This is a genomic window from Rheinheimera soli (genome assembly GCF_021290985.1).
GTDB classification, from domain to species: domain Bacteria; phylum Pseudomonadota; class Gammaproteobacteria; order Enterobacterales; family Alteromonadaceae; genus Pararheinheimera; species Pararheinheimera soli.
In genome coordinates this window covers 24500-50354 of record NZ_JAJOYU010000009.1, presented here as the reverse complement: position 1 = coordinate 50354, position 25855 = coordinate 24500, and the positions used below count along the sequence as shown (strand labels likewise).

Below are 25855 nucleotides of genomic sequence, written 5' to 3'. Positions count from 1 at the left end.
GTGAAAGCGGTAAATACTGAATAAACAATGCGGTATAGCTGGGGAACATCTGTGGTAAAAGGCCTTTGGTCCTTATTGCTAGGGTTTGTGCTGCTTTTGGTGAACGTAGCCTATGCATCTGAACAGGTGCGTCAGGTCTATAGCCGCTTTGTTGCTCTGGAACAGAACCAGGCTCATATCTCCTCTACTGCACTAGCGCAGGATCATGCTGGCCAAATCTGGCTTGGCACTCAGCATGGTCTTTACCGTTTGAACGGGTCTGAAGTCACAGTGTTCAGAGCCGATGCGACCGATCCTGATTCGTTGTCAGCTGATTGGATCAGTAGTTTACTGGTGGATCAACAGGGAGTGTTGTGGGTTGGCACCCGTTACGCGGGTGTGAACCGATTTAATGCGGCTTCAGAAAGCTTCAGCCGGGTGGCATTGCCTGCAACCCTCAACAATGGTTCCAGTGAAATATCTGTGTTGTATCAGGATCCGCAGCTGCGGATTTGGGTTGGCAGTTATGGTGCAGGTTTATTTCTGTTAGAACCGCAACAACTAAGCCTGACAGCTCAACCATTGTCTGCCCGAGTGGATGGCGTCTCCAGTATCCACATCAACGATTTATTGATGGCAGCAGATGGCGTCTTGTATCTGGCTTCAGGTGACGCACCTCTGCGGACTTTATCCGGCACAGGTGGGGGGCTGATTGCCTGGCATCTGGAGCAACACTCCGCTAAGGGCTGGCATAAAGTCGATAACGGGCAAGCTGCAGGGTCCATTAATAAACTTCATCTGAAAAACCCTCAGCATTTGATGCTGGCCAGTTTTAGCGGAGGTTTGTTGCAGCTTGATATAAGTTCTGGGGAGCTGACCATTCCCTTGCAACCAGCAACATTACGTCAGGCTCAATTAACCGACATGCTGCAGGATGAAGCCGGCGGTTTGTGGCTGGCAAGTTACAATGCAGGATTGTGGTATCAGCAGGAGGCTGGCCAGAGCTGGCAACAATTTCAGCATCAGGGCCAATTCAGCGGGGGTTTACCCGGCAACAGTATTTATGCGCTGATGCTGGACAAGCAAGGCACGGTCTGGACTATCAACCAACTGCGTGTGGCAGGTATTAGTCGCTTTGCCCGTCATATCCGAACTTTACCCACAGCAACAGATCAACCACAGCTGTTGCCTGCCAGTGATGTACTAGGGATCGAAGTAGTGAACAGCAGCACTGTCTGGCTGGCTAACCGGCAAGGTGGATTATTGCGATTTAATCCCCAACAAGGCCGCCTTGAAGCTATCCCTATGCCAGATGGTAGCCCGGATTTCAGCGCACGGCAGGTTCGATGGGCGCCTCAACTGGACCTTCTCTGGACAGGTTCAGAGCAGGGGCTTTGGCAATTCAGACCCAAAACACAAGAGTGGCAGCCAGTGCCCTTGCTTGACGATACTCAAGTACAACCTGTCATTAAATCATTGTTTACAGATAGCCAACAGCAGCTGTGGGTGGGTACACGAGGACACGGCGTTTTTATTGTCAGTGCCGATGGTCAACAGATCACAGCACTGAACAGATACAGCAAACCCGGTTTGCCGGTGGATGATATCAACCTGGTGTATCAGGACAGCTTTGGTCTGATCTGGATTGGTAGTGCCGATCAAGGTTTGTTTCTTTACAACCAACAGGATGGAAGGCTGCAACAATGGCAACAAAAGGATGCCAGCCAGCATGGCCTGCAATTTAATGGCATTCAACTGGTGGTTGAAGAGAATGAGCATTTATGGATACATGCAGGTAATTTACGCCATCGCGTACTGCGGTCCAAAAATGCACCAGCGCAGATTGAAGGTTTTAAACCTTATCTGACTGCAGCTGATGATGATGCAGAGCTGCGCTCAGCTCAGTTGTTTCGTTTATTGTATCGTCAACATTTTTTGCCGGAGCAGAAAAGTTACCTCAATCTGGATGAACGGCTTGGTGTACAAAGTGTGACCTGGATAGGATCGTGGGCTGAGCACGAAGGCTGGTTGTTTCGTGGTGGTAAAGAAGGGCTGGATTTCTACCAGATCGATCAATTACCTCAACAATGGCCTTTAAATAGCTTAAAACTGACCAGTCTAAGTTTGTTTAACCAGATAGTTCAGCCAGCCCGGCCAGGAACCCAATCTCTGTTGCCTGTGGTGTTGTCGGCACTGGATCAACTCAAGTTAATGTATCAGCAGGATATGTTCAGCCTGCATTTCTCAGTGCCTGAGTTTATTCAGCCCGAAAAGTTACGTTATCGTTATCAACTCAATGGCTTTGACCGGGACTGGATCCAAGCCAGCCAGCCTGTTGCAACTTATACCCGTTTGCCACCAGGCAGTTATGTGTGGCAAGCAGAAGCCAGCATAGGTGATGGCCCCTGGCAAACTCAAACCTCATTAGCTATTGAAGTATTGCCGCCCTGGTGGATGACCTGGTGGTTCAGAACTGCGCTGGTCGCTCTGGTGCTGTTTAGCTGTTTTTCCTGGTTTCAGCAAAAAATGAAAAGACAACTGGAGATGCGGCGCCAATTGGAGCTTCAAGTCAGTTTACGCACCGAGGAACTCAGCCAAAAAACCAGTCAGTTACAAGAAAAACATCAGGCATTACAGCGCTCCTATCAAGACATCACATTGCTGCAACAAATTAGTCGGGAAATCACAGCCTCTCTGGATTTGAAGCAGGTATTAACTCGCTGCCATTCTCACTTGGTGCAGATGCTGGATGCTCATGTGTTGCTGATTGGCATTTATCGCGAGACAGAGCATAAACTCGACTTTGCTTTTTGGATGGAAGATAACCAGTTGGCGCCACGCTTTGATGTGGATCTAGAACAGGCAGCTACCCCAGCTGTGTTTTGTTTTAACAATCAACGAGAAATGATTATTCGAGAAGCTGCTGAATTTCTTGAGTATTTACCGGTGATCCCAGAGCCTCTCTACGGTGTCATGACTAAATCTGTACTGTATTTCCCCCTGACAGTCAGCGGCAAAGCTGTTGGCGTGTTTTCTGTTCAAAGCTTAAAAGAGCAGGCTTACTCTGATTCGCAGATTGAACTGCTGCGCACTTTAGCCAGTTATGTCGCAATATCCGTGGCCAACGCTGACTCCTTTGAGCAGTTACAATTAACCCAGCAGCAATTGATCACGCAGGAAAAAATGGCCGGACTTGGCTCATTGGTCGCTGGGGTTGCTCATGAAATTAATACCCCTTTGGGTATCTGTGTTACTGCTTCCAGTCATTTACAGGCCGAACTTGATACAGTTCAGCACGCTGTTGATCAGAAAATGCTGCAACAAAGCCAGTTTCAGCGGTTTTTACAGCATTTGCGCGAAGGCCTGAAAATTTTGCAGGTCAACACAGGCAGAGCAGCAGATTTAGTGCAGAGTTTCAAAAAAGTATCAGTGGATCAATCCAATGTTAGTCTGCGAGAATTTAACCTTGCTACTTATGTGCAGGATGTTGTGCTGACATTAAAACCACAGCTGCATAAAGCAGGTTGTGTGCTGGATGTTCAGTGTGACGCTAATCTAGTGATCTATACCGATCCTGGCGCAATAGCTCAGATTATTACCAATCTGGTGTTAAATGCACTGATCCATGGAGTGAAAGACAGACCCGATCCGAGAATTCAACTTAGTTTTAGCCAGGAGGGCCGAACCTTGTTGATGAAGTTCAGTGACAATGGCAAAGGCTTGGACCACCGAGCCTTGCAGCATTTGTTTGAGCCTTTTTACACTACCAACCGCAATAACGGAGGCACAGGCTTAGGAGCGCATATTGTCTACAACCTGGTGACTGTCAGTTTAAAAGGCCATATTGAAGTGCACAGTGAACCTGAGCAGGGGCTGCATTATAAAATCACTTTCCCGGCAAGGCGAGATGGCTAATTTTGCACAAACTCAAACTTCAGATAAAAAAAACTGACTATTGAGTCGGCTGATTGTTGGTTGCGGGAGCCCTGATCTTTGTGAAGAGCGAACCGATGACCTTCGCCACGGGTTATAAAGAGGAGCCCGATGAGCTACCAGGCTGCTCCATCTTCTAAACCCCAAATTTTTGATACAAAAAAACCGACTATTGAGTCGGCTAATTGTTGGTTGCGGGAGCCGGATTTGAACCGACGACCTTCGGGTTATGAGCCCGACGAGCTACCAGGCTGCTCCATCCCGCGTCCGTTTTGATAGTTGAGCAGTAACTATCAGGATTTAAAACATACACATTATTGGTTGCGGGAGCCGGATTTGAACCGACGACCTTCGGGTTATGAGCCCGACGAGCTACCAGGCTGCTCCATCCCGCGTCCGTATCTTAACACCACACAGTGTGTAAGAGGTGTACTGCATTCACGATTCACTTAATTGCTTAAATTGGTTGCGGGAGCCGGATTTGAACCGACGACCTTCGGGTTATGAGCCCGACGAGCTACCAGGCTGCTCCATCCCGCGTCCGTGTTTGCGGGGCGCATAGTAGAGCTTTTGACATAGCAGCGCAAGGCCTAATATCAGTAAATTCCAAAGAAGTGAACTGACTGCACAATTATTAAACGCATAGGTCTTTAAGTAGACGATCGTGGCTATTCCTGAAGTTTCATCGCCGCAAATCTTTGTTTTTTGAGCTGAAAAACATCCCAATGCTTTCGAAAGCGCTTCTGTTATAATGTGCGCCATTTTATTGCAGGGCAGATCATATGTTGGAATTCTGGGCCTTAACATCCAAAGGTGTTGAAGAGCTGTTGGCGGATGAGATCCGTCGTTATCAAGGCGAAATCATTAAATTAGGCATGGGCGTAGTGCGCTTTAAGGCTGAACTTAAAGACGCGTATCAGCTGTGCTTATGGTCGCGCTTGGCGACCCGTATTCTACGCCTGGAACAATCCATCGAAATTGATGCCAACTCTGATTTGTATCAGGTGGCCATGCGTATTAATTGGCCTTCCTTAATGCGGATGGAACAAAGCTTTGCCGTTGAGTGTGTAGGTAAACACCCGACCATAGACAATACCCAGTTTGGTGGCATGCGGGTAAAAGATGCCATAGTGGATCAGTTCCGCGAGCGTTATGATGCGCGCCCTAATGTAGACCGTCTAGATCCAGACGTCCGTTTTCAGGTGCGTTTAGAACGTCAGCATTTCCATTTCTTTCAGGATTTCTCTGGCCCGTCACTGCATCAGCGTGGTTACCGTAAAGAGCAGGGCGAAGCACCACTGAAAGAACATTTAGCTGCTGCGCTATTGTTACGCTCTGGCTGGAAGGCTGATCAGCCTTTATATGACCCATTTTGTGGTAGCGGTACTTTATTAATAGAAGCAGTGCTGATGGCACGTCAGTTAGCGCCAGGCTTAAAGCGTGAAAAGTTTGCGTTTGAACAATGGGGCGATCACCAGCCTGAACTCTGGCAGCAGCTGCGCGCAGAAGCCTTAGGCTCACGTCAGGCGATAGCTGAAGGTGTAACCTTTGTCGGTAGCGATACCGATGAGCGCACTTTACAAAAAGCCCGTCAGAACGCGGCTCGTGCTGGTGTGGCAGATTTTATTGAATTTATTACCCAGGATGCGACACAAATTCAGTCGGCCGTGTGCGAAGGTAAAGGTGTCATTATTACCAACCCGCCATACGGTGAGCGTTTAGGTGACTTGCCACAGCTTATTCCTGTGTATGCTGAATTCTCCTTAGGCTTGAAAAAACATTATCAGGGCTGGCGTTTAGCCATTATTACTTCAAGCCCCGATTTATTGCGGGCGCTAAAGTTATCCAAAGCTAAAAGCTATAAGTTCACCAACGGTCCTTTAGACTGTGAATTTACTATGTTCGATTTGACCGAACAGCAAGTGCAGGTCAATGCCAACAGTCAAAGTGCTGCTTTGTTTTATGCAGAAAGCGAATCTTTTGGCAATCGCCTGAAGAAAAACGTCAAGCAACTAGAGAAGTGGGCGAAACGCGAAAACATCAGTTGCTACCGTATGTATGACGCCGATATTCCGGAATACAACGTGGCGGTCGATTGGTATGACGGCGAAGTGGTGATCCATGAATACGCCGCACCCTCGAATGTTGATGAACAAATTGCACAAAAACGTTTATTTGATGTGGTGAACCTGGTGCCTAAAGTGCTGGGTATCAGCAGCGACAAGCTGGTATTAAAAGTTCGTGAAAAACAAAAAGGTAAAGATCAGTACCAGGCGCTGGCCAAAGCCGGTCAGTACAAAGAAGTCACTGAATATGGCGCTAAGTTTTTAGTGAATCTGCGTGATTATTTAGATACCGGTTTGTTTTTAGACCACCGCGTCACTCGTTTGGCTATTCAACAGCAAGCCAAAGGCAAAAAAGTACTGAATTTGTTTGCCTACACAGGCACTGCTTCTGTGCATGCCGCTTTAGGTGGTGCTTTGTCTGTCACTACAGTGGATATGTCAAATACCTATCTGGACTGGGCAAAGCGCAACTTCCTGATCAATGGTCTGGATGGTAAAGCCTATCAGTTTGTGCAGGATAACTGTCTGGATTGGCTCAAAGGCTGTAAAAACCAGTTTGATCTAATCTTTGTTGACCCGCCAACCTTTTCAAATTCGAAACGGATGGAAGATACCTGGGATGTGCAACGTGACCACGTTAAGTTACTGACTATGGTAGGGCGTTGTCTGGCACCCAATGGCAAAGTGATATTTTCCAACAATAAAAGACGCTTTAAAATCGACAAAGCAGAACTGGAAGAAGCGGGCTGGATCATCAAAGATATTTCAGCACAAAGTTTACCGGAAGATTTTAAACGTAACCCCAATATTCACGTCTGCTTTGAGTTGTTTAAGCGGGTTGAAGAGTGATGGTTAAGTTTTCATGCAAATAAAGCTATACAGCACCTGGGGTTGCCATTTGTGCGAACAGGCCGAGCAGCTTTTGCTGCAGGCCGGTTTAGATGGTGCTGTTGAAATTATAGATATAGTGGACGAACCGGCAGCTTTTGAACGCTATCGTGTGCATATTCCGGTGTTAAAAGTGAATGAACAGGAACTGTTCTGGCCCTTTGAACTTGAACAGATACAACAGCTGCTGCGTCAGCAGTCGTCAGGATTATAAAGAGTGGAATTATTACGTTTTCAGCAAGCCAGCCTTGCTTTTGGTACACACCCCATTTTAGATAAAGTGGATTTCAGTTTATTTGCCGGCGAGCGAGTCTGTTTGGTTGGTCGCAACGGTGCTGGTAAATCATCCTTCTTAAAAATATTGACCGGTCATCAAAATTTAGATGATGGCCAGGTGGTACGGCAGAATAATTTAATTATCAGCCGTCTAGAGCAAGACCCTCCAGCTCGTGTTGATATTAAAGTGGCGGATTTTATTCGTGAAGGTGCGGGCGATTTAGCTGAAAAGCTGCAGCGTTTTTATCATCTGGCTGATCATTTCTCTGATGCTACCGAAGCTGAACAACGTGAATTTGGTACTTTGCAGGCCGAATTAGATACTCGTCACGGCTGGCAGTTAGAAAGCCGTATTGAAGAGTTGTGCCTGCAGTTTGAAATGGACCCCAATACGACTTTGGCGTCCTTATCAGGTGGTTGGTTACGTAAAGCCGCTTTAGCCAAAGCTCTGGTGTCACAGCCAACTGTTTTACTGCTGGATGAACCGACTAACCACTTAGATGTGGCGGCGATTCAGTGGCTTGAGCAGTTCTTTATGAACTTCAAAGGCGCGATCATTTTTATCTCGCACGATAGGGCCTTTATCCGTGCCTTGGCCAGCCGTATCATCGATTTGGACCGTGGTGAACTTACTTCGCATCCAGGTAACTACGCCGAATATCTGGAACGTAAGCAAAAACTGCTGGAAGTAGAGCAGCAACACAATGCACTCTTTGATAAAAAGCTGGCGGAAGAAGAAGTCTGGATCCGTCAGGGCATTAAAGCCCGTCGTACCCGTAACGAAGGCCGTGTTCGCGCCTTAAAAGAGCTGCGTAACGAACGCGCTGCCCGGGTTGAACAAATGGGCAAAGTCGAATTTGCCATTGAACAATCCCAAAAATCCGGCAAGCTGGTGTTTGAGACTAAAGATGTCAATGTCAGCTTTAAAGGCGAAACCGTTCTGAAAGACATCAACATTTTAGTGATGCGTGGTGATCGTATTGCCTTGGTCGGGCCAAACGGCGTGGGTAAATCGACCTTAATCAAAACTTTGCTTGGCGAATACAATGCCGACAGTGGTGAGATTAAACGGGGTACGAACCTCGAAGTTGCTTATTTTGATCAGCACCGTATTCAATTGGATTTAAATGCCACAGTGCAGGATAACGTCGCTGATGGTAAGCAGGAAATTATTCAAAACGGTCAAACCCGTCATGTATTGAGTTACCTGCAGGACTTCTTATTTGCACCAGCACGCGCCAGAACACCGGTTCGGGCTTTATCAGGTGGTGAGAAAAACCGCTTATTGCTGGCGCGTTTATTCGCTAAACCAAGCAATTTACTGATCCTCGATGAACCGACCAACGATTTGGATGTAGAAACTTTAGAGCTATTAGAAGATATTCTGCAGCAGTATCAGGGCACTGTGCTTTTGGTCAGTCACGACCGTGAATTCGTCAATAATACAGTGACAAGTTCGCTGTACTTTGCCGGTCAGGGCAAGGTGGTTGATATAGCGGGTGACTACGAAGATGTAGTGGCTTATCAAAAACGGCAGCAAAATAATGTAAAAGCTGTTGAAACTGTGCAAAAAAGTGTAAAACCTGTTGCAGAAAAGCCTGTTGAGCTTTCATCATCAGGTGGTAAGAAGTTATCATACAAAGAGAAACGAGAACTGGAACTATTGCCCGCTTTAATCGAGACACTTGATGCAGAATTAAGTGGCTTGCAGCAGCAAGTAAATGATCCACATTTTTTCCGGCAAAGTGCCGATTACACCCAAAAAGCGTTGAACCAATTGCATGAGGCCGAGTCGAAGCTCGCGCACGCCTATGAGCGTTGGGAACAATTAGAAGCATTAAATCAGCAGTAACAGGGGACCTGAATGAGATTATCGCCCGTAGTATTAGCCTTATTACCCGGCCTGGCCGCCAGTTCAGCATACGCCGCCGTTTATCAGGTTCAGGAGTTGGCTGAGATCACCACTGTGCAATCTCAGTTTGGCGCGGCTTTAAATGACAATGGCGACGCAGTTGGTTCCGGATCTGTGATTTATAATTTCCCGATCGATATCAGCGCTATTGATTTTGAAAATGCCAGTTTGGTGGCGGCCTTAACGGCCGAACAAATAGAACAGATTAAGTTGGGTAATATCACCGCATCCTCTCAGCTTGTTTTGGTCAACTACCTGAGAGCCAACAGCACAAACTATGAAATCCAGCGCTATGTAGAAGTGATGGGCTTTAACCTCGTGACTGGCGAACAGCTTAAGATACGCGAACAAGCAGCAACGCCAACCAATAATGAGTACCTGTACGATATTAATAACAGTGGAAATGCTATTGGTGTTGCGACAAGCACTTACACCCAACAGAGTTTTACGCCTGAAGCTACTGAAGCGGTTCCATCGCCTGAGACTGTCAATTTATGGCTGCCTGCACCGGGTCATTTAAAATCTTATGTAGTTAACGGCAACAGCGTTACTTCATTACCTATTCCCTATGAAGAGTTTGGCGGTGGTTTCTCTGTTGCCATTAAAATCAGTCAGGACAACTACGTAGCAGGTTATGGCAGTGTTTCTATGCTGGAAAGCATTCAGGAAACTATTGAAACAACCTGTACCGGAAAAACCAGACCTATAAGTCTTTGCTACGACCAATATAAAGATAGTTATGTTGAACGGGCTTTAGTCTGGAAAATGAACGAAGCAGGGCAAATTTCGGCGCCAGTCCAATATGGTGTTTTAGGCCCTGTGATTGAAGATACGGCAGAAAACCTTTATTCCAGCCGGGCTTTATCTGTGAATGATAACGGTGTAGCTGTCGGATCTTCTACCTCTACGGATGGCAATCGTGCTGCATTGCATGCCAGTGTTTTTCATGAAGGTGAAGTGTCAGCCATCATCGATCCACAGGAATGGAATTCCAGCATTGCAGTGGATATCAACAATGAAAATATTGTGGTCGGTTCTGCAAGTACAACCTTTAATGGTATGTCACGCGACAGGTTATTCATTTTTGATTACAACACAAAAACTCTGACCTTTCCAAATGGCTTTTTTAATAGTTCTGATACGAACCCTATGGCCATTAACGAAAATAATATGGTGGTAGGTTCGGCTGAAATATTACCTGCTGACGGCACCACCAGGCGTATAGTGGCCTTTTTGTATGATATCGAAAACGATACTTTCACCGACTTAAATACCTTATTACCTTGTGATTCAGCTTTTACTTTGGCTGAAGCAAAAGATATCAACAATAACAATGAAATCATTGCCAATGCCGTGGTTTCTGTTGAGCAACGCGATAGCAAAGGGGAGTTAGTAAAAGACAGCGCGGGTAATCCTGTTATGGAGAATGTCTCCAGAGCTGTGAAACTGACTCCGGTTCCTAACGGTACAATCGACAGCTGCAATATACCAGAAGAAGAAACCTATGAGCGTAAAGGTGGTTCATCTACTTGGTATAGCTTATTGTTGTTGCCACTAGTGTGGTTAAGACGACGTGTAAGCTAGTTACAACTGTCTACAGATTGCTAAATACAAACCCGCGAAAGCGGGTTTGTTCTATCTGGCCCCACCTAAATTTTGTTCTCAGCCATCCAAAATAAAGCCGTTAAAATGACGTTACCCGTCACATTAAAAACTGCACGATAGCCATTTTTCACAGCTTTTATCTGCTGAAGACGAACATCCTGGGCGATGTGAGTAAAAAAAATCCAAGTAATTCAAAAAAAATAAATTATTTTGTCATCAAATCTTAAATAACTTCAGGTTCTTACTTAATGTCAATAGGGAAGGGCCAAGTTTATTAGTGGAACCTTTTCGGCATCTCAACTATCTATTAAGGTGCAACGTAAGTTGCTTGTTATTTATCAGATCGAGGAAGATTGCCTTATGAAAAGACAGAAAAGAGATCGTTTAGAACGTGCCCACGCTCAAGGTTATCGCGCCGCTGTCACAGGTCGCTCAAAAGAGATTTGTCCTTATCAGAATTTAGACACCAGATCGCAATGGCTCGGAGGGTACCGGGAAGCGATGGAAGACAAAGGGATTGGCCTGTTCGCCAGAGGTCAGTAATTCACGAATTCAGATAACAAGGCCCCGATAATCGGGGCCTTGTGCATTATTGAGTTTTAAAAAGTACAAGATTAGAAGCGGGCTTTAACACCTAAAGTGAAAGAACGACCTGGCAGAGGTGCGTCTTCTTTTATAAAGGAGCTATGCACAAAACCTAATTCATCGGTCAGATTATTGGCTTTGACAAAAGCAGTCAGATCCAGATCATTTAGATTAAAGTAATAACTAAAACTCAAATCGAGGATCTGATAGGAGTCTGTCGCACTTTCATCTGCTGCAACGCGGTTTTGCTTCATGTAATGAGTCCAGTCGATATTTGCTGACCAATCCTCTGCTGAATAGCTATAACCTGTACCTACTTTCACAGGCGGAATACGGGGTAAATCACCGCCGTTGTCCAGCTTGGCTCGTACTGAATCAATAAAAAACTCCAGCTGTTGTTCCGCAGTCAATTGATAAGCCATTGCAAACTCAGCGCCATATAAAGTGGCATCCTGCTGTTGATAATGGAATATAGAGAACGCTTCATCTTCCGCATGACTGTGTTCTTCATCATGTTCTTCGTGATCGTCATGGTCGTGATCATGGTCTTCTTCTGCATGGGAGTGCAGGTCTGCCATGGTTAAACCTGAATCTCTCATATACAGGTAGTTATGTACTTTGTTGTAGAACAGATTGTAAGTGAAGGTAAAATCACCTTCATACTTGCGTAACGTCAGATCGATGTTGTTCGCCACTTCTTTTTTGAAGTTGACATCAGACTCTGAAATCTCACCGTCTTGATCCAGACTATAGGCCAAACCTAATTCGTAAGTACGGGTCGCGATGTGTGCACCGTTGGAATACAGCTCGGCAGCGCTAGGAGCGCGTTCAGAGCGGCTTACGGATAAAGCTGCGTTGTACCCAGGCTGAAAGTTCCAGACTAAGCCTGCAGACAGGCTAGACGCAGTAAAGTCATGTTTTACCTCGTCAGCATGATGTTCGTCTGCGTCTTCTTCCTCATGGTGATGTTCAAACTCTATACCGGAGGCTTTGTAATCGACGTGCTCAATACGGGCACCTAGCTGAGCGGTAAAATCGCCAAAACTGCGCTCTTCAAGCACAAATAAGGCGTGGGAATCGGTTTTGGTATCTGGTGTGAAGGCTTCTTCGCCTACCGCCTGATAATCGCTTTGTTGCAGGTGATAACCAAACACACCATGCCAGCCGGCAATAGTTTCATGCTCAGCAGTAAAGCGGCTCTCAAAGCTATCATTCTTAAAGGTGGTGCCAATAGCGCCATCTTCTATTTCGTGATGCTGATAACGGGTCAGGGCGCTGCTGAAAGATAAGGTTTCAATGCCATTAAAAGGTTTATACAGCTCGCCAGCCAGGCCGTATCTGTCTTGTTTTACTTTAGCAAATACAGCTTCTTCTGCGTGTTCATCATGGTTTTCGTCACCGTGGTCATCATGCTCGTCGTGATCATCATGTTCTTCATGATGATGGTGATGGCCTGGAATGCCGTATTCACTGTCGATATGCCCTATGGAAAAACCAAGCAAGCCTTTATCTGTGATCCAGCTTAAACCACCATTAACGGCCGAATTATCCAGCCATGAATTTGCCAGTTGATCAGTGCTTTCGCCTTCATCATTGGTAAAATTTGGCACATCATAATTGTCGGTTTTACGCTTAAAGCCATCCACATGCCAGGCCATTTGTTCCTGACCGCCATCATGAGTCAAGGCGGCAGTTTTTTCATCTGCACCTGAACTGTAGCGCGTCTCTATCTGGGTACTGGCAGGGCGTAACTGTCGTGGCAATCTGTTGTCGACTACGTTCACGACACCACCTACAGCGCCACTGCCGTACAATAAAGTGGCAGGGCCACGCAGCACTTCAATTTGCTCTGTGGTGATGGCGTCAGCACTGATGGCATGATCCGGACCAATACGGGATACGTCAGCAGAATCAAGGCCGTTACTTAATATGCGAACCCGTGGCCCATCGAGGCCACGTAAAATAGGGCTTGAGGCTACTGGGCCGTAATAGTTGCTGTGTACGCCCGGCATCGACTTTAAGGTTTCACCTATAGTAGGGGCTATTTTACGGCTGAGCTCTTCACCTGATAACACAGAAACAGGATTAGCCATTTCCAAATCGTATTGATGCAAGCCTGAAGCTGAGACCACAATACGTTCCACACCGCCAGACTGCAGTTGTACTTTAAGTTCGTTGTTGTTTGATAAGGTGACAAACTGATCGCCATAACCTTTGGCTGAGATATGCAGTTCAGCGTCTGCTGGAGCCTGGATAGTAAAGCGGCCGTTTTCGTCTGCATACACATATTGCTGACGGCCATGCACATGCACACGAGCCTGTTCAATGGCTTTGCCATCATTATCCAGTACTACACCGTTCACGGTGATGCTTTGTGCGACAACCTGGGCTGAAAATGCCGAAACAACCAGCATGGCAACAGGAGTAAGTTGAAAAAGAGAAGGGCGCATCGGAAAACCTATTACAATAGTTAGTGATTGTGATGTTATAACATTTTTGCGGATTAACGATTCAGACGCAAGTACTTTTGTGATGAAGTAACATTAATTTAAGATTTAGCTTCGACACTCTGAAGTCTCATGCTTTAATATCTGCATAATAATGTTTGAATAATCAAAAGGATAAGCCATGGATTTCTGGCCGGAATTTTTACTGATCGCGTCAGTTCATTTAGTTGCGGTAGCAAGCCCCGGCCCTGATTTCGCCATAGTTCTACGTTATGCGGTGCGTTATGGTCGCAACGTCGCGCTTGCAGCCAGCATTGGCATAGGCATGGCGATCTTTCTGCATGTGTGTTATTCGCTGCTTGGCTTAGGCTTGCTGATCAAAACCACCCCCTGGTTATTTACCTTGTTCAGCGCACTGTCGGCAGCCTATCTGGCTTATATAGGCTGGCAGGCTATTCGTAGCGGCGCACCAATCAACACCACAGCAGAAATAGTCACAGAACCAGTGACAGAGACTCCGTCATTGCTCAAAGCCTTTACCTCAGGTTTTGTCACTAATGGTCTAAACCCCAAAGCGACCTTGTTTTTCTTATCACTTTTTGCCGTCATTATTTCGCCAGTTACGCCACTTTCTTACAAACTGATTTACGGCGTTTATATGGCCTGTGCTACAGCGGCTTGGTTTGCATTTTTATCTGTGATCTTAACCCGCGAAAAAGTAAGAGCTTTTTTGCTTATGAAAGGGTACTGGTTTGATCGTTTAATGGGGGCAGTATTACTGGCACTGGCTATGCATCTGATTTACGGTGCAATTCAATCTCAGCTACACTAAACAGAGGTTGTTGCCGATACCAACGAGGTGTCTGTATGCAAGTGATGAGCAAAGTAATAAGGCTGGATTTGAACTATGCGTCAGAGGCCAGTCATTTTTATCAAAAACGGACTTGTTATATAGCTCCTTATAAAACCGAGCTGGCTGAACATTTTGCCCGCCGTATTCTGGCTTACCTGTCTTATTTCGAATCATCTCCACAACTGGCGAAAGCAGAAAGTGCAGGTAAAACTCCTGACTTGTATGTCAGTGACGCGGCTGAACACATCAAACTTTGGTGTAATGTTGATTTACTTAGTGAAAAACATATGCAACGCGCCAGCCATCAAGCAGATCAAGTGGTGTTGTTTCTGGATGAAACCCAACAGAAAAAAGTAAAAAGTCAGTACAAACAACACTTCAACAATGTGCAGTTTCATGCGTTATCCCACCAACAGTTACTGGACTTTTGCTGCATGCTCAAAGGTCATATGCAGCTAGACTTGTGGCGGGAAGACGACAAGTTATTAATTACAGACGGTGAGCAAACCTTTGAGCTGGCGCTGGCCATGTCTTCTGAGCCAGAACTCAAGCATTGAACCTGCCATAACTTGTTATTTCATTTTCACTAGTTATAATGCTCGCCCGTATTTTTGCCCCGGATTTACGGTCCGGCTTTGCAGAAGGTGAATCAAAAAAATGTATGTTGTTGCTGCTTTATATAAGTTTGTCGCTTTACCTGATTATGTCACTTTGCGTGATAACCTCTATCAACATCTGGTGCTGAACAAAGTCAAAGGTACTTTGTTACTGGCCGAAGAGGGTATCAACGGCACTATTTGTGGTTCACGTGAAGGTATAGATGCGATGCTGCAATGGTTTGCTGCAGACAGCCGTTTCGAAGCTATGTCTTACAAAGAATCTTTTGCTGATGATCAGGCGTTTTACCGCACTAAGGTCAAGCTGAAGAAAGAAATTGTCACTATGGGGGTTGAAGGTATCAATCCTGCTCATATAGTCGGCACTTATGTTAAAGGTGAAGCCTGGAATCAGTTAATCTCTGATCCAGACACCATAGTTATCGATACCCGCAACGATTATGAAGTGGCCATTGGCACTTTTAAAAATGCTGTCAATCCAAATACCACCAGCTTCCGCGAGTTTCCAGAATGGGCAGAGCAAAACCTGGACAAAACCAAGCACAAAAAAGTAGCGATGTTTTGTACCGGTGGTATTCGCTGTGAAAAGTCTACGGCCTTTTTAAAAGAGCAAGGTTTTGAAGAGGTCTATCACCTGGATGGCGGCATTCTGAAGTATCTGGAAGAAGTACCAGAACCAGAAAGCTTATGGCAGGGTGAATGTTTTGTGTTTGATCAGCGTGTTGCGGTGAAACATGGTCTGGAGCTAGGTAGCTACGATCAGTGTTACGCCTGTCGCATGCCATTATCACCAGATGAAATGAAATCGCCACTTTATGTGCAAGGTTTAAGTTGTCCGCATTGTCATGACAAAATTACCGAAGACCAGAAAGCTTCTTTTGCTGAGCGTCAGAAGCAAATAGCGCTTGCTAAAGAGCGGGGCGAACAGCATATCCGTGATGGTAAAGTTGAATTCTAATTTCAGCTATATTTGAAAAGAGCCGCTAAGGCTCTTTTTTTTGGTCTTGTCTTTAGAGGTAATAGATTATAGTTCTATTTATTAGAATTAAATGTGCTTAATTTTGCTATTTTAAACCAACTTCTGGAAAGATAAGCTGTGTATATTAAGAGAGGAAGCTATGGCAACAGAAAATAAAGGTTACAGCTGGACCAGCATCGTATTGCACTGGCTGGTGGCCGTCATGGTCATTGGGCTTTTTGCCTCTGGCTTTTGGATGGTTGATCTAAGCTACTACAGTAGTTGGTATAGAACTGCGCCTTTTTGGCACAAAAGTGTTGGTGTGTTGCTGTTAGCTCTGATGCTGTATCGGTTACTGTTTCGTGTGATTAAAGGAACTGCTGAGCCTTTATCCAGTCACAGTAAAGCCATACAGCGCGCTAGCCATGTTACCCATCTGACTTTATATGGCCTGGTGTTTTTGATTATCTGTAGCGGCTACTTGATTTCTACTGCGGATGGCCGGCCTATCGAAGTATTTGGCTTATTTAATTTGCCCTCAGCCGGAGAATTGTTTGCTGAACAAGCAGACAGAGCTGGACTAGTTCATGAGTTTGCAGCTTACGGCTTAATTGCGTTAGCCGTTTTACATGCAGCTGCTGCTTTGAAACATCACTTTTTTGATAAAGACAACACGTTAAAACGCATGCTTAAACCTTAAGACTTTAATTACCAAAGGAGATTGGAATGAAAAAATTACTAATTGCCGGTTTGTTGACTTCAATGTTAGCTGCACCAGCACTGCAAGCGGCAGATTACGAAATAGATACTCAGGGTGCTCACGCTTTTATTCAATTTAAAATCAGCCATTTAGGTTATAGCTGGTTGTATGGCCGTTTTAATACCTTTACTGGTAATTTTAGCTATGACGCTGCCAAGTTAACTGATGCTAAAATTCAGCTAGAAATCGACACCAAAAGCATCGATTCTAATCACGCAGAGCGTGACAAGCACTTACGCAGCCCGGATTTCCTGAACGTAGACAAACACAGCAAAGCGACTTTTGTCAGCACAAAAATAGTACCAAAAGCAGGTGCAGATTTTGACGTGGTGGGTAATTTCACATTAAACGGCGTGACTAAAGAAGTGGTGATCAACGCCACTAAGCTGGGTGAAGGTGCTGATCCATGGGGTGGTTACCGCGCAGGTTTTGCTGGCACCACCAGCATCAACTTAGAAGATTTTGCCATTAAAAACATTCTTGGCCCGGCATCTGCCACTGTGCATCTGGATCTGACTGTAGAAGGTATTAAGAAGTCTTAATTCTAAATTGAGCTTCTAAAAACGACATTGCCCTGATGTGTCCTTGTGATACTCAGGGCAATTCTATTTCTATATCTGTGATGGGAATACTGCAGCAAGGCAAAATTTCGCCTTTGCGGACAAAAGCCAGCGGCTCGTTGAGGTAGCTGACTGAACCTGACAGTAATTTACAACGACAGGCACCGCAATAGCCTTCACGGCACTGATAATTCACTTGCTGTTTTTGTGCTTCAAGGGCTTCAAGCAGGGTGCGTTGCTCAGACCCAAACTCCAGGCTGAGCACATTTTTCACCACTACTTTAACCATGTGAATAGTCGCAGATCAGAGATCAAAATCGCCGAAGTCAGCGCCATCCATTTCGTTGTCGATTTGACCCACTAAATAGGAGCTGATTTCTGATTCTTGTGGTGCCACCTGCACATTGTCAGACACCAGCCAGGCATTGATCCATGGAATAGGGTTCTGAGTGGTGCTGAATATTGGTTTTAAGCCCACAGCTTGCATTCTGTTGTTGGTGATGTACTCAACGTACTGGCATAAAATATCTTTGTTTAAGCCAATCATTGAACCATCTTTAAACAAGAACTCAGCCCAGTCTTTTTCCTGCTCAGCGGCTTTACGGAAGATAGCGTAGGCTTCGTCTTCACATTCTTTGGCGATAATGGCCATTTCCGGGTCGTCTTCACCAGCGGCCATAATATTCAACATATGCTGAGTGCCGGTTAAATGCAGCGCTTCATCACGGGCAATCAGTTTGATAATTTTGGCATTACCTTCCATCAGTTCACGTTCGGCAAAAGCAAAGCTACAAGCGAAGCTAACATAAAACCGGATGGCTTCCAGCACGTTTACCGACAAAATACAGATATAGAGCTTACGCTTCAGATCATGCATGCTGATGGTATGGGTCTTGCCATTGACTTCATGAGTGCCTACACCACATAAGTGATACAGGCTAACAGAAGAGATCAAATCATCGTAATAACGAGTAACGTCATCTGCACGTTCAACAATACGTTCATTCAATAATATATCGTCGAACACCTTGTGAGGTTCGTTAGTGATATTACGCACTATATGGGTGTAGCTGCGGCTGTGAATAGTTTCACTAAAGGCCCAGGTTTCAATCCAGGTTTCCAGCTCTGGTAAAGAGACGATAGGCAACAAAGCGACGTTCGGTGAACGGCCTTGCACTGAGTCCAATAGAGTTTGGTATTTTAAATTGCTGATAAAGATATGTTTTTCATGTTCTGGTAACTGCTGAAAATCGATACGATCTTTGCTGACATCCACTTCTTCAGGGCGCCAGAAAAAGCTCAGTTGCTTTTCAATCAATTTTTCAAAAATGCCGTATTTCTGTTGATCATAACGGGATACGTTCACCGGATTGCCAAAAAACATCGGCTCTTTCATTTGATCGTTATTCGTACGGCTAAAGGTGGTGTAGCTCATCAGCAATATCCAGATTATTATTTGTTATGCATACAAAAAGAGGGCTGCAATGCAGCCCCAGTCTTAAATTTTACAGGCGCCACCGGCACAACCATCGTCTTCCGGCGTCGCTTTGATGTCTTCCTGTATATCGGAAGCGCCATCGCGGGTGTTGTGGTAGTACATGGTTTTTACACCCAGCTTATAAGCCGTCAGTAAATCTTTTAACAAGACTTTCATTGGTACTTTGCCACCTTCGAACTTGCCCGGATCGTAGTTGGTGTTAGCAGAAATGGTTTGATCAACAAACTTCTGCATAATAGCCACCAAGCTGATATAACCATCATTGTTTGGCATATCCCACAACAACTCATATTGGTTTTTCAGGCGGTCATACTCAGGTACAACCTGCTTTAAAATACCGTCTTTACTTGCCTTTATACTGATATGACCGCGAGGTGGTTCAATACCATTGGTCGCATTTGAAATTTGCGAGGAAGTCTCTGATGGCATCAGTGCAGATAAGGTTGAGTTACGTAAACCGTGCTCTACCACATCTTTACGCAGCTGATCCCAGTCGTAATGCAATGGTTCAGCACAGACTTTGTCCAGATCCTTTTTATAGGTATCAATAGGCATAATGCCTTCTGAATACGTGGTCTCGTTAAATTTAGGGCAAGGGCCAAATTCCCGAGCCAATTTGTTCGAGGCTTTCATCAGGTAATACTGAATAGCTTCAAAAGTACGGTGCGTTAAGCCATTGGCTGAACCATCAGAGTACTTCACGCCATTTTTCGCCAAATAATACGCATAGTTAATCACGCCTATGCCCAAAGTGCGGCGGTTCATACTGGCGTGGTAAGCGGCTAGGATAGGGTAGTCCTGGTAGTCCAGTAAGCTATCTAAGGCTCGTACTGCCAGTTCAGCTAATTCTTCCAGCTCATCTAAATGCTCAATAGCGCCTAAGTTAAAGGCTGACAGAGTACAAAGGGCGATTTCACCATTTGGATCGTTAATGTCATTCAGTGGCTTAGTTGGCAGTGCAATTTCTAAACAGAGGTTGCTCTGGCGCACTGAAGCAAATTTTGGATTAAATGGGCTGTGCGTATTGCAGTGATCGACGTTTTGTAAATAAATACGACCTGTGCTTGCACGTTCCTGCATAAAGAGCGTGAACAGCTCAACAGCTTTAATACGTTTTTTACGGATAGACGCATCCGCTTCGTATTGAACATAGAGCGCTTCAAACTTTTCCTGGTCTTCAAAAAACGCATCGTAAAGGCCAGGTACGTCAGAAGGACTGAACAGGGTGATCATTTCATCTTTAATCAGGCGTGTGTACATCAGACGGTTAAACTGCACACCGTAATCTAAGTGACGTACGCGGTTTTCTTCCACACCACGGTTGTTTTTCAGAACCAGTAAAGATTCGACTTCCAAATGCCACAGTGGGTAAAACAGTGTTGCTGCGCCACCACGAACACCACCTTGAGAACAGCTTTTTACTGCAGTCTGGAAATGTTTGTAGAATGGGATACAACCTGTATGGAAGGCTTCACCGTTACGGATTGGGCTGCCTAAAGCACGAATACGACCCGCATTGATACCAATACCGGCACGCTGGCTGACGTACTTCACGATAGCGCTGCTGGTGGCATTAATTGAATCTAAGCTGTCACCACATTCAATCAACACACAAGAGCTGAACTGACGGGTTGGGGTACGTACACCAGACATAATAGGTGTAGGTAATGAAATCTTGAACATAGACACAGCGTCGTAAAAACGGCGCACGTAACTTAAGCGGGTGTCTTTTGAATAATTAGCAAATAAACAAGCCGCAACCAGCATATAAAGGAACTGGGCGCTTTCGTAAATCTGGCCTGTCACCCGGTTTTGTACCAGGTATTTGCCTTCGAGCTGTTTGACTGCTGCGTAGCTGAAATCTAAATCGCGGCCATGGACGATGAAACTATCCAATTGCTCTAATTCTTCTTTACTGTAGTCCGCCAGAATGTGAGCGTCATAACGCTTTTCTTCCACCATTTTGACTACATGGTCATACAGTTTTGGTGGCTCGAACTGGCCATAGGCTTTTTTACGCAAATGGAATACGGCCAGACGGGCGGCCATATATTGATAATCCGGTGTCTCTTTTGAGATTAAATCGGCAGCGGCTTTGATGATGGTTTCGTGGATATCGGCGGTCTTGATACCGTCGTAAAACTGAATGTGAGAACGTAACTCAACCTGAGACACTGATACGTTTTGTAACCTCTCAGCTGCCCAATCTATCACACGGTGGATCTTGTCTAAGTCTAATGGCTCGCGCTGACCATCTCTTTTGGTTACGTATAATGTTTGAGTCATATTTTTCCGCCGAAAATTCCATCTCAATTGTTATTATTGTGTGCACAGAATTTCTTCTGCGCAGCGAATTCACCCGCTTTTGGCTTCATTAGGTCAAACTCAACTGAGCGACACAACATCTAGGGGTGAAAGGAGAACGGATCACAAGATAGAGTGGATCAATAGCAATTGCAACCCCTGCTGGCGGGCGAAAAAAGCAGCATGTTAGTGTCCGCTAACGTGCGAAATAGGCTTTTAAAAACCTCTGCAGGGAAGCAATAGTTTTTCAGTAAAAAATCTATTTTGTCTGTTCGGTTAAATTTTAAGTGATTAGTAAAATCACCCGCAAAGAGGTGATTTTTAATTGACCAAAAATATGAAAAAACTGAACTCAGTCGAGGTGTCGGATCAAGTCTATGAAGTGGGAAATATGTAAATCTGCGCCCCAAAGTTCAGTTTTATCATCTGGCCCAACATAACCAAAATCGCACATCACGGTTTGCATGCCAGCACGACGTCCAGCTTCTATGTCGCGCTCTGCATCTCCTATATACCAACACTGGTTTGCTGGGACCTGTATATAGTGAGCAGTCATCCATAAAGGAGTTGGATCAGGTTTACGTTGTGAAAGGCTGTCGCCACCTAGTAACAAACGGCTTTTTAGCAAGGCAGGTAACTGACGTTGTACTTTGGCGGCGAGCTTATAAGGTTTATTGGTCACTATAGCCCAAGGGATGTTGCGTGCCTCAAGCGCTGCAAATAACTCTTCAGCGCCTGGAAACAAACAACTGTGCACACCGCTGTGCTCATGGTAATAATCCAGCAAACTCTGACGAGACTTACCAAAATCAATGTCTTTTATCGCTTCACCAAAGCCAAGCTGCAGTAAACCTTTGGCACCATGCGATGCCATAGGACGGTATTCTTCGTAGCTTTTTTCTGGCATACCATGCTGTCGCAGTACAAAATTCAGTGCTGCGCCTAAATCCTGTGCGGTATCGACCAGCGTGCCATCTAAATCAAACAAAATGGCGGCTGGTTTTTTAAGTTGAATGAGCTGTTGGGTCATAACGGCTTTTTCGCTACTACAAAATAATTTACATCCAGCCCAGGGCCAGTGCGGAAGGATTGATTAATAGGGTTGTAGTGCAGACCTGTGGCATCCACCACCTGTAAACCCGCATCATCGATAAAACGCATCAGATCAGAAGGGCGGATAAACTTCTCAAACTCATGTGTACCTTTAGGTACCAGTTTGAGGACCTGTTCAGCTCCGACAATAGCCATCAGATAGGCTTTCCAGGTTTTGTTTAAGGTCGAGAACACCAAGGTCGCGCCTGGTTTGGCTAAATCAGCACAAGCCTTCACCACGGAAGCAGGTTCAGGCACATGCTCCAGCATTTCCATGCAGGTCACTAAATCAAAGGAACCTTGATTGGCTGCGGCAAAGTCTTCCGCAGTGCTTTGTTGATACTGAACTGTTACAGCAGATTCCAATGCATGTAATTTGGCCACTGTTAAAGCTTCGTCGGCCATATCAATGCCGGTGACTTCAGCACCGGCTTTCGCCATAGCTTCAGCCAAAATGCCACCACCACAGCCAACGTCTACAGTTTTTTTACCAAATAAACCTTGAACCTGATCGCTGATAAAGGCCAAGCGGCAAGGATTCAGTTGATGTAACGGCTTAAATTCACCGGACGGATCCCACCAGCGGGATGCGATTTCATTAAACTTGGCAATTTCGGCCGGATCAACATTGGAAGAGGGGTTCATAAGCGTATCCATTTAAAATTTTGCCTATTATAAAGCCTTGATCTGTTTGAGCAATCACCAGACACATCTGTACAAAGCACAACAGAACTGGCAAGGTATTTTTTCTGTGGTAGAATCCGCCTTTGTCCCGCGACCCATTACAGTAAAAAACGCGGGTATCTTGTTGATTTAAGGGAAAAAAGCTTTTTATGACAAATTTGGCCAAAGAAATTGTTCCCATTAATATCGAAGAAGAATTAAAGAATTCTTATCTCGATTATGCAATGAGCGTTATTGTGGGGCGTGCCTTACCGGACGTAAGGGACGGTTTAAAGCCAGTTCACCGTCGCGTTTTGTTTGCGATGAAAGAGTTAGGCAATGACTGGAATAAAGCCTACAAAAAATCTGCCCGTGTCGTCGGTGACGTCATAGGTAAATACCATCCACACGGTGACAGCGCTGTATACGACACTATAGTTCGTATGGCTCAGCCTTTCTCCTTACGTTACATGCTGGTTGACGGTCAGGGTAACTTCGGTTCCGTAGACGGCGACTCTGCAGCAGCGATGCGTTATACCGAAGTGCGTATGTCGCGTATCGCAGGGGAATTATTAGCCGACCTGGATAAAGAGACAGTCGACTTTGTGCCTAACTACGACGGCACTGAAATGATCCCGGCTGTATTACCTACTAAAATTCCAAACCTGCTGGTCAACGGCTCGTCTGGTATTGCAGTGGGTATGGCGACCAATATTCCGCCACACAATTTAAATGAAGTGATTGATGCCTGTCTGGCATTGATTGCGAATCCGGATATCAGCATTCCAGAACTGATGGAACTGATGCCGGGACCAGATTTCCCGACAGCCGCTATTATCAATGGCCGTCGTGGCATCGAAGAAGCCTACCGCACCGGTCGTGGCAAGGTGTATATCCGCGCCAGAACTCATATTGAAACTGACGAAAAAACCGGTCGCGAGACTATTGTTGTTGATGAAATTCCTTATCAGGTCAACAAAGCCCGTCTGATTGAAAAAATCGCCGAGCTGGTGAAAGAAAAACGCATCGAAGGTATTTCAGCATTACGCGACGAGTCTGATAAAGACGGTATGCGTATTGTGATTGAAGTGAAACGTGGCGAATCGTCAGACGTATTGATCAATCACTTGTATACCCAAACTCAAATGCAAACTGTGTTTGGTATCAACATGGTTGCCCTGGATCAGGGCCAGCCGAAGTTGATGGGCTTAAAGCACATGCTGCAATGTTTTGTGTTGCACCGCCGCGAAGTGGTGACACGCAGAACAGTCTATGACTTACGTAAAGCCCGTGACCGTGCTCATATCTTAGAAGGTTTGGCCATAGCTCTTGCCAACATTGATGAAATTATTGATTTAATCAAAAACTCATCAAGCCCGGCCGATGCCAAACAAGGTTTAGTGGCTCGTGGCTGGCAGTTAGGTGATGTCAGCGCCATGTTAGAACGCGCCGGTGAAAATGCCGCTCGTCCTGAATGGCTGGAAGAGCACTTTGGTATCCGTGATGGCGAGTATTTCCTGACTGAACAACAGGCTCAGGCAATCCTGGATTTACGCCTACACAAACTGACTGGTCTGGAACATGAAAAAATTCTGGACGAGTACAAAGAGTTATTACTGCTGATTGCTGAGTTATTACACATTCTGGGTAGCCCGGAGCGTTTAATGGAAGTGATCTGTGAAGAGTTAGAGGCTGCAAAAGCCCAATATGGTGATGCCCGTCGTACTGAAATTCAGGACAACGCGATGGATATCAACATGGAAGACTTGATCACTGAAGAAGACGTGGTCGTGACTTTATCACATTTAGGCTACGCCAAGTATCAGGCTCTGTCTGACTATGAAGCTCAGCGTCGTGGTGGTCGTGGTAAAGCGGCAACTACAGTAAAAGATGAAGACTTTGTCGACCAGTTGTTGATCGCCAGCACCCACGATACGATTTTGTGTTTCTCGAACCGTGGTCGTCTGTACTGGATGAAGGTGTATCAATTACCGCTGGCCTCCCGTCAGGCCCGTGGTAAGCCAATAGTTAACTTACTGCCGTTGGAAGAAAACGAACGTATCACCGCTATTCTGCCGGTTCGTGAATACGAAGAAGGCAAGTATGTGTTTATGGCCACTGCCAACGGTACTGTGAAGAAAACCTCACTGACTGAATACTCTCGTCCACGCAGCAACGGCATTATTGCTGTGAATCTGAACGAAGGCGATCAGCTGATTGGTGTGGATATCACAGACGGCAACAGCCAGATCATGTTGTTCTCGGACGACGGTAAAGTAGTGCGCTTTAAAGAAGATCAGGTTCGTCCAATGGGGCGTGGAGCTACAGGTGTTCGCGGTATCCGCTTACGCGAAAACGGCTCTGTGGTGTCATTGATTGTTCCGAAGAGCGAAGGCGCTATTCTAACTGTGACTGAAAACGGCTACGGTAAACGTACCGCGCTGCAGGAATACCCAGAGAAGAGCCGTGCTACTCAAGGCGTAGTCTCTATTAAGGTTTCTGAACGTAATGGTCTGGTGGTAGGTGCAGTACAAGTGAATGCGCTGGATGAAATCATGTTGATTTCTGACAAAGGCACACTGGTACGGACCCGCGTCAGCGAAGTATCACAAGTAGGCCGTAACACTGCCGGTGTTATTTTGATCCGCACCATCGAAGGTGAAAAAGTAGTAGGTGTACAACGCATCGACGAAATTCAGGATCAAGACGAAGTAGCAGCCGCAGAAGCGGAAGCTGCAGCCTTAGCCGCACAAAATCCGACAGAGGATACTGTAGCGGACGGCGAAGAAGAGTAAGACTGTTAAGAAGGGGCCAGATCACATTACTTAAAAAATAATGTGATCTGGCCCCTTTTTTATT

Annotated in this window: 18 protein-coding genes and 3 tRNA genes; 12 read left to right on the top strand and 9 right to left on the bottom strand. The window is 45.6% G+C overall.

Going from position 1 to position 25855, the window contains the following annotated elements:
• The first annotated feature begins 51 nt into the window (after window positions 1-51).
• Window positions 52-3894, top strand: a complete 3843-nt coding sequence (locus LSG37_RS21380) for a two-component regulator propeller domain-containing protein (protein ID WP_233079414.1) — start codon at window positions 52-54, stop codon at window positions 3892-3894.
• 207 nt (window positions 3895-4101) lie between these two features.
• Here LSG37_RS21380 and LSG37_RS08195 read toward each other — a convergent pair.
• From LSG37_RS08195 to LSG37_RS08185, 3 genes are all read right to left on the bottom strand, one after another.
• Window positions 4102-4178 (bottom strand) — tRNA-Met (locus LSG37_RS08195).
• 52 nt (window positions 4179-4230) lie between these two features.
• Window positions 4231-4307, bottom strand: a tRNA-Met gene (locus LSG37_RS08190).
• A gap of 68 nt (window positions 4308-4375) precedes the next feature.
• Window positions 4376-4452: transfer RNA gene (locus LSG37_RS08185), tRNA-Met, on the bottom strand.
• Window positions 4453-4694: 242 nt separating this feature from the next.
• Here LSG37_RS08185 and rlmKL point away from each other — a divergent pair.
• The 5 genes from rlmKL (at window position 4695) to rmf (ending at window position 11202) form a co-directional block, all read left to right on the top strand.
• Window positions 4695-6827: a bifunctional 23S rRNA (guanine(2069)-N(7))-methyltransferase RlmK/23S rRNA (guanine(2445)-N(2))-methyltransferase RlmL gene (gene rlmKL / locus LSG37_RS08180; protein ID WP_233079413.1), complete on the top strand. Its 2133-nt coding sequence runs from the start codon at window positions 4695-4697 to the stop codon at window positions 6825-6827.
• 13 nt (window positions 6828-6840) lie between these two features.
• Complete coding sequence (locus LSG37_RS08175; protein ID WP_233079412.1) at window positions 6841-7080, top strand: glutaredoxin family protein; 240 nt, start codon at window positions 6841-6843, stop codon at window positions 7078-7080.
• A gap of 3 nt (window positions 7081-7083) precedes the next feature.
• Complete coding sequence (gene uup / locus LSG37_RS08170; protein ID WP_233079411.1) at window positions 7084-8994, top strand: ATP-binding cassette ATPase Uup; 1911 nt, start codon at window positions 7084-7086, stop codon at window positions 8992-8994.
• A gap of 12 nt (window positions 8995-9006) precedes the next feature.
• A complete protein-coding gene (locus LSG37_RS08165) occupies window positions 9007-10638 on the top strand; it encodes a DUF3466 family protein (protein ID WP_233079410.1) in 1632 nt (543 codons plus the stop codon).
• 381 nt (window positions 10639-11019) lie between these two features.
• Window positions 11020-11202: a ribosome modulation factor gene (gene rmf / locus LSG37_RS08160; RefSeq protein ID WP_046521510.1), complete on the top strand. Its 183-nt coding sequence runs from the start codon at window positions 11020-11022 to the stop codon at window positions 11200-11202.
• Window positions 11203-11273: 71 nt separating this feature from the next.
• On the opposite strand, the gene LSG37_RS08155 is transcribed toward rmf, so the two are convergent.
• Entirely contained in the window at window positions 11274-13694 is a 2421-nt protein-coding gene (locus LSG37_RS08155) for a TonB-dependent receptor domain-containing protein (RefSeq protein WP_233079409.1), read from the bottom strand.
• Window positions 13695-13872: 178 nt separating this feature from the next.
• Here LSG37_RS08155 and LSG37_RS08150 point away from each other — a divergent pair, with 178 nt between their 5' ends.
• The 5 genes from LSG37_RS08150 (at window position 13873) to LSG37_RS08130 (ending at window position 17421) form a co-directional block, all read left to right on the top strand.
• Entirely contained in the window at window positions 13873-14523 is a 651-nt protein-coding gene (locus LSG37_RS08150; RefSeq protein WP_233079408.1) for a LysE family translocator, read from the top strand.
• 35 nt (window positions 14524-14558) lie between these two features.
• Window positions 14559-15101 (top strand): YaeQ family protein, encoded by a 543-nt coding sequence (locus LSG37_RS08145; protein ID WP_233079407.1) that lies wholly within the window; start codon window positions 14559-14561, stop codon window positions 15099-15101.
• 100 nt (window positions 15102-15201) lie between these two features.
• On the top strand, window positions 15202-16119 hold the full coding sequence (gene trhO, locus LSG37_RS08140) for an oxygen-dependent tRNA uridine(34) hydroxylase TrhO (RefSeq protein ID WP_233079406.1): 918 nt from the start codon (window positions 15202-15204) through the stop codon (window positions 16117-16119).
• A 160-nt stretch (window positions 16120-16279) separates the two neighbouring features.
• A complete protein-coding gene (locus tag LSG37_RS08135; protein ID WP_233079405.1) occupies window positions 16280-16819 on the top strand; it encodes a cytochrome b in 540 nt (179 codons plus the stop codon).
• Between the two features lie 26 nt (window positions 16820-16845).
• Complete coding sequence (locus tag LSG37_RS08130; protein ID WP_233079404.1) at window positions 16846-17421, top strand: YceI family protein; 576 nt, start codon at window positions 16846-16848, stop codon at window positions 17419-17421.
• Window positions 17422-17473: 52 nt separating this feature from the next.
• Here the strand turns inward: LSG37_RS08130 and yfaE are convergent, their stop codons facing one another.
• The 5 genes from yfaE to ubiG form a co-directional block, all read right to left on the bottom strand.
• A complete protein-coding gene (gene yfaE / locus LSG37_RS08125; protein WP_233079403.1) occupies window positions 17474-17728 on the bottom strand; it encodes a class I ribonucleotide reductase maintenance protein YfaE in 255 nt (84 codons plus the stop codon).
• Between the two features lie 15 nt (window positions 17729-17743).
• A complete protein-coding gene (gene nrdB, locus LSG37_RS08120; RefSeq protein ID WP_233079402.1) occupies window positions 17744-18874 on the bottom strand; it encodes a class Ia ribonucleoside-diphosphate reductase subunit beta in 1131 nt (376 codons plus the stop codon).
• A gap of 63 nt (window positions 18875-18937) precedes the next feature.
• Window positions 18938-21223 carry a class 1a ribonucleoside-diphosphate reductase subunit alpha gene (gene nrdA, locus LSG37_RS08115; RefSeq protein WP_233079401.1) on the bottom strand — a complete coding sequence of 762 codons (2286 nt, stop codon included), beginning with the start codon at window positions 21221-21223 and terminating at the stop codon, window positions 18938-18940.
• A gap of 370 nt (window positions 21224-21593) precedes the next feature.
• The gene (locus tag LSG37_RS08110) at window positions 21594-22271 is read right to left on the bottom strand and encodes an HAD-IA family hydrolase (protein ID WP_233079400.1); all 678 of its coding nucleotides are present in this window, start codon (window positions 22269-22271) and stop codon (window positions 21594-21596) included.
• Window positions 22268-22978, bottom strand: a complete 711-nt coding sequence (gene ubiG / locus LSG37_RS08105; protein ID WP_233079399.1) for a bifunctional 2-polyprenyl-6-hydroxyphenol methylase/3-demethylubiquinol 3-O-methyltransferase UbiG — start codon at window positions 22976-22978, stop codon at window positions 22268-22270. Before ubiG ends, LSG37_RS08110 begins: the two co-directional genes overlap by 4 nt.
• Before the next feature lie 188 nt (window positions 22979-23166).
• Here ubiG and gyrA point away from each other — a divergent pair, with 188 nt between their 5' ends.
• Complete coding sequence (gene gyrA, locus LSG37_RS08100; protein WP_233079398.1) at window positions 23167-25791, top strand: DNA topoisomerase (ATP-hydrolyzing) subunit A; 2625 nt, start codon at window positions 23167-23169, stop codon at window positions 25789-25791.
• Window positions 25792-25855 lie beyond the last annotated feature (64 nt).